The organism is Granulosicoccus antarcticus IMCC3135, assembly GCF_002215215.1.
In the GTDB taxonomy this organism is placed as follows: domain Bacteria; phylum Pseudomonadota; class Gammaproteobacteria; order Granulosicoccales; family Granulosicoccaceae; genus Granulosicoccus; species Granulosicoccus antarcticus.
In genome coordinates this window covers 3,376,130-3,384,899 of the sequence record NZ_CP018632.1, presented here as the reverse complement: position 1 = coordinate 3,384,899, position 8,770 = coordinate 3,376,130, and the positions used below count along the sequence as shown (strand labels likewise).

7 protein-coding genes are annotated in these 8,770 nt (G+C 53.1%); 1 reads left to right on the top strand and 6 read right to left on the bottom strand.

Annotated features, from left to right (window positions below):
• Window positions 1-26: 26 nt before the first annotated feature.
• The gene (locus IMCC3135_RS14595; protein ID WP_088918293.1) at window positions 27-929 is read right to left on the bottom strand and encodes a L,D-transpeptidase family protein; all 903 of its coding nucleotides are present in this window, start codon (window positions 927-929) and stop codon (window positions 27-29) included.
• A 204-nt stretch (window positions 930-1,133) separates the two neighbouring features.
• Between IMCC3135_RS14595 and IMCC3135_RS14590 the strand changes: the two genes are divergently transcribed.
• On the top strand, window positions 1,134-3,242 hold the full coding sequence (locus IMCC3135_RS14590) for a 3-hydroxybutyrate oligomer hydrolase family protein (protein WP_157735989.1): 2,109 nt from the start codon (window positions 1,134-1,136) through the stop codon (window positions 3,240-3,242).
• A 278-nt stretch (window positions 3,243-3,520) separates the two neighbouring features.
• Here IMCC3135_RS14590 and IMCC3135_RS14585 read toward each other — a convergent pair whose 3' ends face one another.
• From IMCC3135_RS14585 to IMCC3135_RS14565, 5 genes are all read right to left on the bottom strand, one after another.
• Complete coding sequence (locus IMCC3135_RS14585; protein WP_088918291.1) at window positions 3,521-4,648, bottom strand: ADP-ribosylglycohydrolase family protein; 1,128 nt, start codon at window positions 4,646-4,648, stop codon at window positions 3,521-3,523.
• 114 nt (window positions 4,649-4,762) lie between these two features.
• Entirely contained in the window at window positions 4,763-5,224 is a 462-nt protein-coding gene (locus tag IMCC3135_RS14580; protein WP_088921861.1) for a GNAT family N-acetyltransferase, read from the bottom strand.
• 229 nt (window positions 5,225-5,453) lie between these two features.
• Window positions 5,454-6,737 (bottom strand): TRAP transporter large permease, encoded by a 1,284-nt coding sequence (locus tag IMCC3135_RS14575; protein ID WP_088918290.1) that lies wholly within the window; start codon window positions 6,735-6,737, stop codon window positions 5,454-5,456.
• 3 nt (window positions 6,738-6,740) lie between these two features.
• Complete coding sequence (locus IMCC3135_RS14570; protein WP_088918289.1) at window positions 6,741-7,274, bottom strand: TRAP transporter small permease; 534 nt, start codon at window positions 7,272-7,274, stop codon at window positions 6,741-6,743.
• Between the two features lie 91 nt (window positions 7,275-7,365).
• Complete coding sequence (locus tag IMCC3135_RS14565; protein ID WP_088918288.1) at window positions 7,366-8,373, bottom strand: TRAP transporter substrate-binding protein; 1,008 nt, start codon at window positions 8,371-8,373, stop codon at window positions 7,366-7,368.
• Between the last annotated feature and the right edge of the window lie 397 nt (window positions 8,374-8,770).

The window sequence follows — 8,770 nt, the reverse complement described above, 5'->3', positions numbered from 1 at the left end:
ATCCTGACTACACTTTCCGAGTGTAGTCAGGAGAGGGCTTCGACAGATAACGTCAATACAAGTCCGGTGAACAGATCACGGGCAACGTGACGCTCTTCCAGCCAGGTATCAAAGCGTGCAACCGATAAGCCTTTTGCTGCGATAGCTGCTCGTATTCCATCAAGAGCATCGCTCACTGCTGCGGCCCCCTCGTAACGCTTGCCAGTCAACGGACGGTAGGCTTCAATGAGAAGCCCGGCCTCGTCAAGACGCCACTTGACAGGCTCGTTTACGATTCGTACACGCGTGCCCACAGGAACCGTTTCTGCCAGAATGGCAATATGTTCATTATACAGTCGGATACAACCATGACTGACCCGCAGCCCCACGCCTTCGGGTGCATTGGTTCCATGTAAAAGATAACCCGGCAAGTTCAGACGCAAGGCATGCCCGCCAAGCGGATTGTCGGGCCCGGGAAGCACAACAGCCGGCAATGAGAGTCCGTGGGCACGATACTCGGCATGGATCGATGCCGGTGGACGCCAGCTGGGCTCGGCGTCTACGCGGGTAATCCGTGTGTCAGCCAGCGGCGTATCGTTCCCTGTTCTGCCTATACCAATGGGAAAAACGTTGGCAAGCGCATCATTCACAAAGTAATAAACGCGCAGCTCAGCAAGATTCACCACCAGTCCATCACGCGGACCTGAAGGTTCCAGAGGCGCATTGGGGATTCTCAGCAGGCGCCCTTTCTCCAATGTAGCCCGGATATCCAGATGCTCGTTGGCTGAGACAAGTCCGTCAAGAGGCACACCTGTACGCCGGGCAACAGCAGCCAGAGTTTCCGCGGACTCGATGGTGATCTGATCGGCATCGTTTACCCAGGCTGCAGCCACACCTCCATTTGATAGTGCAACAATTGACAGTACCAGCAATGATCGACGCATTTTCATACATCAGGTATCGGCACAAGCATCGGTAGCTTGCATGACAGTGACATCATTTCGACACAGAAGCTGGATAGGGTTTTATCGTTTAAGACGCTTACAAGGGTTTAATCATGCAAACATATTCGCTACCATGATGTGGGGGTCGACTTTTTCCGACCTCCCGCAAAGCCAGCGACTGGCTGTATGGCGTCACGACAGGAGCACTACATGAAGCACGGACTCAATAAACGCCCTTCGTTCAAACAGTATTACACCGTTACCGCCGTTGTCACGATAGCGGCCCTGCTCTCGTCCTGTTCGGACGATGACGAGAACACTACGCAGCCATCCGGCCAGGTCGCTGCAATCGACACCCTCGGACCTGTGCTGGACACACGCCATGATGGTGAAAACGATGGATTACTGGGTGGCCTGGGCTTGAGCGGATTACGCACACCTCCCGTTTTCTACGCCGACCCCGCAGCGCCGACTGCCGCCGAACTACGTCGTGCGACCTTGCATGCCAACTATGCAGCATTGGTTGATCTACGCGCAGAAGGCGGGTTCGGCACACTCTACGGACCCACAGATGACACATCCTATCCAGGCCGTGAATTTCGTGCATTCGTCGGTGAGGGTATCAATCGCGCAACATTGATGTTGCAACTGCCCGACAGTTTTGATCCAGATGCCGCCTGCCTGGTAGTCGCACCCTCATCCGGCTCACGCAATGCCTATGGCGCTGTCGGCACCAGTGGTGACTGGGGTGTGTCTAAGGGCTGTGCCGTGGCCTATACCGATGCCAACAAAGGTACAGGAGCGGTAGAGCTGACACAGAAAACCGGGTTTGACCTTTCACTGGAAAGCATTGAACTGGCCAGCAGTAGCGATGAGGCGAGCTTCGTGGTACCGACCAGCGAGAATGTGCCAACACCGGGTGCGGACTATGCCGGCATCACGCTTCCCGGTAATGACGAAGTACAGGCTTATGCTGATGCCAATCCGAACCGCTATGCCTTCAAACATGCTCATTCGCAAAAGAACATCGAGAAGGATTGGGGTTTGCATACACTCGAATCGATACAGTTTGCGCTGAATATACTCAGCGAAGAATACGAGACATCGCTGACGACAGCGAATACCCTGATCATGGGAGCCAGTGTATCCAACGGTGGCTCAGCCATTCTCAGAGCCGCAGAAGCGAGCGATGGAAGCGTCTTTGATGGCATCGTGGTCGGCGAACCGAATGTCAATCCTGTTGCGGCCGCCAGCCCGTTCACGATCAATATGGCCGGGCGCGACCCCTTCGATGCACACTCGGCACCGTTCTATGACTATATAGTGGCTGCCGAACTGTATGCCGCCTGCGCCAGCAAAGCGTCAGTCAATACAGGCGCCACCTTTGCAGAGCTGCGCGGTGACACCACTGCTCGCTGTAACTCTCTGGTAGCAGCCGGCCTGCTAGATGAAGGCGATATAGAATTAGTAGGCGAACAGGCCAACCAGAAATTACTGGAAGCCGGCTACCTGAGCGAATCCACGAAACTGCTCGCAGGCTACGCAGGCGTAGATCTGTTCCAGTCCCTGATCACCACCTATGGTAATGCCTACACCCGCAGCTCTGTCGTGGATGCACTGTGTAGCGTCAGCATGGCTCATGTGATCACAGCGACGCTGACACCTGCCCCCTACCCACTGCTCACAACCCTTGCCGCCGACAGCAACGGCATTCCCCGCACAGCGGGCATGTTCCTGATCAAGGATGACTCCCCTGCCGGCGCTACCATCCAGATAGCGGCACCCTCCAGCAACGGTGAGCTGGACTACAACCTGGAAGGCGCACTGTGCTGGAAAGATCTGCGCGACAATGCAGAAAACCCTCTTAATGCAAGACTGGTCCAGGGAATCGATGAAATCAAAGCCAGCGGCGATCTACACGGCGTACCCACTATCATCGTGCATGGTCGTGCGGATGCACTGATACCCGTCAATCACTCCTCGCGTCCCTACTATGTGTTGAACCAGCAGGTCGAAGGAGAAAACAGCGCCCTCAAATATTATGAGGTGCCTCATGCACAGCATCTGGATTCACTGTTGGGAGCCTATGCCGCATCGGGCATGAACTTCCTGCCCATTGACTACTACTTCAAGCAATCTCTGGATCTGATGTATGCGCATCTGATGGAAGGTACAGACCTGCCAGCCAGCCAGGTTCTGGCAACGTCAGCCCCTGTCGATGGTGTTGTCACGCAAGAGAACCTGGGGAGCATTGCGGCCAATGTCACCGCCAGCCAGGCGATCACCTATGAAGATGGGGCTCTGCTGATTCCGCAATAAAGCATTTGCAACGGATAACAAAACTGCAGGGTAGTGAAAACCTCTCTACTCTGCAGAATCGTTAGTGAAGCAGACTATTTGTTGTACATTGAGCATTCACTGTGTAGCAAGCAAATGACTCGAAGGTGCATGTGAACGCAGACTTCTCCCTGTTACTGCCGTGGCAATAATTCGGGACAGGCTCGCCACAACCTACACGTGTATAGTCACCAGCTTCAGCACTCACTCAATATTCTGTGCTCAGGTTACACGGCCATCGGCGCAGTGCTTTATAAGCCTCAAGCATAGAAACGATCCAGCCATTGATTCAATTGCCGGTCCAGCTCATCGTGCTCGGCAAGAGACTCGTACAGCTCGCTGTCAACACTGCCAGCTACAAGCCCTGTCACGGTGCCCAGAACTGATCCGCGATGTGCATTCTCACCGCCCAGATTCGTATTGATCAGTAAGGCTTTTCTTGGATCATCATGATATTTGGCAGCCAGATAACAGACGCTGGGCCAGGAATCAGTGATATAGCAGGCCAGAGAATACGTACGCCCCACCACATAGGCGTCGCCCCGTGGTTGATCAATCAGTGTCTGAAGACGCGTCCCGGGAATGATGGCCGCAGCATCTATCAGGGCCTGTCGGCAGGACGTGCCTTCTTGTCGCTCAAGCAGATGGGCCATGAGAGCAACGTAGCTATCGATAACCTGCATCAGCAAGTCATCAGGATGTGTCAGCCAGACATGGGCACGGCATTGTTGCTGGACGCTGCTCAATGGATGGGTTGCAAGCAATGCCAATGCCAGTGGCGCGACACTGACAAGCGCGCCCATCGATGGAGTGTCGTGGGTCACGGCGCCACAGCGTGTAGGTTCATGACCATTTTGCAGGTTCGCAAAGAACCCTCGATGACAACTCTCTGCATAGGTGTCCGGGTGTTCTGCAGGCTCTGCTGTCATTTTCTGGATATACTCGGCCACCCAGCGCTGTGCATCGTAGTCACCGTGATGAGTCATGCTTTGCATTACCCATCTGGCCCACCAGGCATTAAGCGTGTTTTCACCGGCTTGCATGCCATGGTGATAATGACCGTTGGGGCGACCCCAGAGATGCTGCTTGCCTTTGAGAATGACGTCGCCGACGATGTTCAGCTGTGACTCTGCGCCCTGCCGCCCTCGACCACCCCGCGAGGTTGAATGCAGGGCCATGATGGAACTGGGATGCGATGCCGGCGCTGCCTGCATACCCTGAATACCATGTGGCGGGAACTGACGCAGAATATCGCCCGGATTGTAGAACCAGTGCACCGGCATGGACAAGGCGTCACCGACGAACAGGTTGGCCAGGGCTGCTTTCGCACGCTGACGCTTTAGCGCAGCGCCAGCCGGCTTATCAAGTGTTGATTCGTGTTCATCCATAGGCTGTACAAGACATCGCTGTGCGAACTGAAGACAGTGATGATCGATACGTCCGTTAACAGATTAAGGATCACGAATGGATGTCAGAGGCAACCTGCAACGCAGGAAAAAGCATCAAACCTGCATTGCACGTCGCATGAAAACGCTGTAAGGATCAAGCTTATAGTCAGCAAATGGCGGACATTCAACAAAGCCGTGGCTGGCATACAGCAATCTTGCAGGTTTGTAGGCATCGGGTGTACCGGTTTCCAGCAACAGGTACTTCAGCTCTCGCTCAGCGGCTACGCTCAGTATGTGATGCATCAATAGATTGGCGACTCCTTTTCGCTGGTGCTCTGGCGCCGTCCTCATCGATTTGATTTCTGCCAATTCGGTATCCAGCTGCTTTAAAGCACCACAACCCTGTAACACGCCCTCATCCCTGACGGTCCAGAAGGTAATCGCTGGCATCCTCAACGCGGCTATATCAAGGGCATGAATACTTTCCAGTGGTGAATGTATGCGCATGTCAGCCAGATGTTCAAGCAACAAGGCATGAACATCATCCGTACCTGGATCTTCTTCTTGAATATTCATGTACAACAGCCCCGACATGTATTCCAGACTCGATTGTAGCTACAACATGAACCCGATTCCATACTCATAGCTATCGGATCCCTGTACTGTCACGCACAAACCGAACCATCATTAATTGTATCTATCCTGCTGCACAGCAAGGTTGGGTTTCAACTAACCGCAGTACAAACAAAAAAGGCCCGTCACAAGCAGTGACGAGCCTTTCGACAGCAGCCAACTTTCCTGATGACTACCCAACCATGACACCTGGCAACCAGAGTGAGACCGCTGGTATATAAGCCACCAGCAGCAAAGCGGCGAGCATGGCCAGATAGAAAGGCCAGATAGTGCGTATTGCCTCTTCAATGGGTACCTGTCCGACAGCGCAGCCGACGAACAGGCATACGCCTACAGGTGGAGTACACAGACCCAGCCCAAGGTTCATCAGAAGCATGATGCCAAACTGAATGGGATCCATGCCCAGTCCAACGGCAATCGGCAGGAAGATCGGGGTACAGATCAGGATCAGAGCCGCCATATCCATGATCATACCCAGAGCCAGCAATATGAGATTGATCATCAGGATAATGACCAACGGATTGTCAGAAATCGATGTCAGAGCGGTCGCCAGCAATTCAGGCACGTTATACAGCGCCAGCAGATAGCCAAACGCGTTGGCACAGCCGATCAGAATCATGACCATCGCTGTTGTGCGAACCGAAGTAACAACCGCGATTCTGAAGCTCTCCCAGCTTAATGATCGATAGACCAGACCGGTCAGCACCAGTGCGTAGATGGCGCCAAACGCACCGGATTCTGTAACTGTAAATACGCCGGATAACACACCACCCACAATAATGACGGCAGTGATGAATCCTGGCAGTGCTGCTGCAGCCGAAAGCGCAACTTCCTTTATGCCCGGGAACGGCTCGGAGGCGTAGCCATGCTTGATCGCGATGATGTAGGCAGCAATAGCCAGACACAGGCACATCAAAAAGCCCGGTACGACGCCAGCCAGAAACAGTGAAGAGATGGACAAGCCACCACCTGCTGCGACCGAGTAGATGATCATGTTGTGACTGGGCGGAATGACAACACCCGCAATCGAAGAGGTCACTGTCACGTTGACAGCGTAGTCGCCGCGATAGCCCTTTTCCTTCATGACAGGGATCATCAGCGAGCCTAGAGCAGAGATGTCTGCAACGGCCGAACCCGATATACCGCCAAACAGCATACTAGAAAAGATATTGACAGAAGCCAGACCGCCTCTGACATGCCCGACAAGCGTTGATGCAAAGCGTACCAGGCGCTTTGCTATACCGCCGTGCAGCATCAGCTCACCGGCGAAGATGAAAAATGGTATTGCAAGCAGAGAAAAGACACCTACTCCCGATGTGATTCGTTGAAACGCAATCAACAACGGAAAGCCTTCGTACATGAAGGCGGCTATGGCCGATATGGCCATGGCAAAAGCAACTGGAATGCCGATCAGCACACCACCAAAGAAAAGGCCAAGCAGTATTGCGAGTCCCATAAGTCAAGCGCTCCTATCGTCAGAAATTGGTACGACAGGCTTATCGGGTGACACACCGCCTGCAATCATCCGAACGGCACGTTCGGTGGCAAAAAGAAAAATCAGGCCGCCAGCAATAGCCGCCGGCAGGGTACGTATACCCTCGGGAATATTCAGCATTGGTAGTTTGGTTGACCAACCAAACTGCACGAGTTCAGTACAGGCAACGAGCATGACCAGCCCGAACACTGCCATGGTCACCTCACAGGTGATTCGTAGTACATGACGAATCTTGGGAGGCATCGCTTCACGAATAAAACTCACGCCCAGGTGAGTATCGTCATGGACGCCGGCACCGGCACCCAGAAAGGTGATCCACACAACCAGAACCAAGGCCAGTTGCTCAACCCAGGTTGGGGTCTGATTCAAAACATACCGACCAAACACTAACCATGCAAAGGTAAGAATAAGTACAACCAGCGAAATGCTGCTGATGAGCACGCACACATCGCGCAGCTTCTGCAATACCTTCACCGTTAATGATTTGCTTTCAACCATACTGAACTACCTGCGTTGCTAGAAAGTGGATCGGAGAACGCGACTCCTGGCGCGAAAGCACTCAGGAGTCGCGCGGTTAGTACAAACCGATTTAGTCGGCTGAACGCATCATGTCAACCAGCTCAACCAAGTCTGGGTTCGCTTCCAGAAATTGCTCGTAGACAGGTTCCATGGCTTCCTGGAACGGTCCCTTGTCAGCAATCGTATTAACGACAACACCAGCTGCCTGTACATTTTCCAGACTTGAAGTCTCACGTGCTTTCCACAGCTCACGCTGTGTTTCAGCGCTGTGCTTGCCAGCAGTCTTCAGGATTGCCTGTTGCTCTTCGGAGAGCTTGTCCCAGGAAACCTTACTCATGCACAGGCACTCAGGAATGATCAGGTGCTCTGTCAGTGAATAGAACTGAGCAACTTCAAAGTGGTTGACTGACTCATACGAAGGAGGATTGTTCTCAGCACCATCTACAACGCCAGTTTTCAGAGATTGGTAAACCTCAGCAAACGCCATTGGTGTTGCGTTTCCGCCCATTGATTCAACCATGCCCACGAACAGATCATTGTTCATGACCCGAATTTTCAGACCTTCAACATCGGCTGGTGTATTGATCGGCTTTTGAGAGTTGTAGAACGAACGAGCGCCCGCATCGTACCAACCCAATGGAACAATACCCTTCTTCTCCATACCGGCACCAATGGCTTCTCCGACTTCACCATCCATCAGCTCATACATCTGCGGAATGCTTTTGAAGATAAACGGAAGTGATACCACGTTGGTTTCTGGAATTGACTGACCCATAGGCCCGAGGCTGAACTGGCCAAAATCGATCGCGCCCAGGCGGATCTGTTCAATCGCATCTGGCTGTGAGCCAAGTACACCACCGTGATAGGCCTTTACAGTGATCTCACCATCTGTTTTTTCTTCGACTTCAGCGGCGAACTGATCGATCGCATCTGAGTTCGGGTAGCCCGCTGGATGGATGTTCCAGGCGCGCATGTCAGCAGCTTGTGCCGTTCCGGCAACAAGAGCTGCGGCTGTCAGCGCCAGGACTGGCAGCGCACCGGCCACTTTCTTGACCGTCTGGTTCGTTGTAAAATTCATTGGTATAGCTTCTCCAGTAGTTTATCAGGCCGTAACGTCACGACCGTTTGGTGTGGTTGATTGTCCAACCGATTGGCTTCCAACACACGCCTGTAAAGACGCTTTGAAATCCAACAAGTACGACGAGCAGCAGGGACACCTGCTCCACCCAAGTAGGTATAAAAGGTAAGTTTCACTAAGGCTGGAACAACAGAACTGCGTACTGAACTAAGGCGAACATCATAGCTTCTGTGAATCTGGAGCAATGGTATGACGATCCGTGGACAGGATGCAAGCAACTTGTATGGCAGTTTTAAAAAAATGTGAAAAAGGCCGCAAAAACCGAGTAGCGACGCATGATTGCCGATGCCCCGCCTCACGGGTCAAACCACCCTTTTATCAATCTCTTAGAGGCGCT

What these genes read in the sequence shown, in the direction of transcription:
- IMCC3135_RS14590 (WP_157735989.1), top strand. Translation starts at nt 1,134, where the DNA reads ATGAAGCACGGACTCAATAAACGCCCTTCGTTCAAACAGTATTACACC.
- IMCC3135_RS14580 (WP_088921861.1), bottom strand. Translation starts at nt 5,224, where the DNA reads ATGAATATTCAAGAAGAAGATCCAGGTACGGATGATGTTCATGCCTTG.
- IMCC3135_RS14595 (WP_088918293.1), bottom strand. Translation starts at nt 929, where the DNA reads ATGAAAATGCGTCGATCATTGCTGGTACTGTCAATTGTTGCACTATCA.
- IMCC3135_RS14585 (WP_088918291.1), bottom strand. Translation starts at nt 4,648, where the DNA reads ATGGATGAACACGAATCAACACTTGATAAGCCGGCTGGCGCTGCGCTA.
- IMCC3135_RS14565 (WP_088918288.1), bottom strand. Translation starts at nt 8,373, where the DNA reads ATGAATTTTACAACGAACCAGACGGTCAAGAAAGTGGCCGGTGCGCTG.
- IMCC3135_RS14570 (WP_088918289.1), bottom strand. Translation starts at nt 7,274, where the DNA reads ATGGTTGAAAGCAAATCATTAACGGTGAAGGTATTGCAGAAGCTGCGC.
- IMCC3135_RS14575 (WP_088918290.1), bottom strand. Translation starts at nt 6,737, where the DNA reads ATGGGACTCGCAATACTGCTTGGCCTTTTCTTTGGTGGTGTGCTGATC.